Raw genomic sequence first — 1,106 nt, 5'->3', positions numbered from 1 at the left:
AAAGAGAATGAAAAACAATTGCAAAAGCAGATTGAATTTTGGCAGAGTGAATTTAGATTTTGGGAGTGAAAAAACAATGAGGACTGAAAAAGAAATTTTAAATTTAGTTTCTGAATTTGCTTATCAACGAAGCAATGTAAAAATTATTGCTCTCGAGGGTTCAAGAACTAATGAAAATATAAAAAAAGATAAGTTTCAAGATTATGATTTTGCTTTTTTCGTATCAGATATTGAGTATTTCACACATGAAGAAAGTTGGTTAAGTTTATTTGGAGAATTATTGTTTATACAGAAACCAGAAGATATGGAATTATTCCCACCTGATTTAGATTATGGTTACAGTTATATAATGTATTTTAAAGATGGTATAAAAATGGATATTACATTAATTAATTTAAAAGATTTAAATCGTTATTTTAGTGATTCTGATGGTCTTGTAAAAATTTTAGTTGATAAAGATAATTTAGTAACTCAAGAAATTGTTCCAGATGACTCAAATTATTGGTTAAAAAAACCAACAGAACGAGAATTTTATGATTGCTGTAATGAGTTTTGGAGTGTCTCAACGTATGTAGCAAAGGGTGTTTTTAGAAGAGAAATATTATTTGCTTTAGATCATTTCAATAATATTTTACGTCCTGAATTATTAAGAATGATTTCTTGGTATATTGGCTTTAATAGGGGTTTTGATTTTAGTTTAGGAAAGAATTATAAGTTTATAAACAAATATTTAACTGATAAAGAATTCAATATGCTTTTAGCTACTTTTGAGATGAATGGATATAGAAAGACATACCAATCTTTTAAGCTTTGTTGTGAATTATTTAAATATTATTCAAATAAAGTAAGTTGTTTAGGAAATTATAACTATCCAAATTACGAAAAAAATATTGAGAATTTTATTCGTAATAATTATGAGAATTAATTTTATTAGCAACCACATTTTTGGTTGCTTTTGTTTTGATTTTGAATTTGGTTTTGAACATATGGACTGATATATTCAGTCAATTTTTTTTGCTTGCACAAAAACTAGACTCGCAGAGCACGAGCATTAATGACTAATGAAACGTAGTAAATAAGTCTATTGTGTTAAACTTTACATGGAA

The 1,106-nt window shown here is 26.0% G+C and carries 1 protein-coding gene; it reads left to right on the top strand.

Annotation, left to right across the window (positions count from 1 at the left end; genetic code table 11):
- The first annotated feature begins 76 nt into the window (after positions 1–76).
- Positions 77–925, top strand: a complete 849-nt coding sequence (gene str / locus KA883_RS00480; protein ID WP_001258486.1) for a streptomycin adenylyltransferase Str — start codon at positions 77–79, stop codon at positions 923–925.
- Positions 926–1,106 lie beyond the last annotated feature (181 nt).

The sequence above is a fragment of the Staphylococcus sp. GDY8P54P genome (assembly GCF_017892645.1).
Classification (GTDB): Bacteria; Bacillota; Bacilli; order Staphylococcales; family Staphylococcaceae; genus Staphylococcus; species Staphylococcus ureilyticus.
This window is presented reverse-complemented; position numbering and strand designations above follow the sequence as displayed.

Excerpts from the sequence above, each read along its gene's own strand:
- str (WP_001258486.1), top strand. The coding sequence starts at position 77 with ATGAGGACTGAAAAAGAAATTTTAAATTTAGTTTCTGAATTTGCTTAT.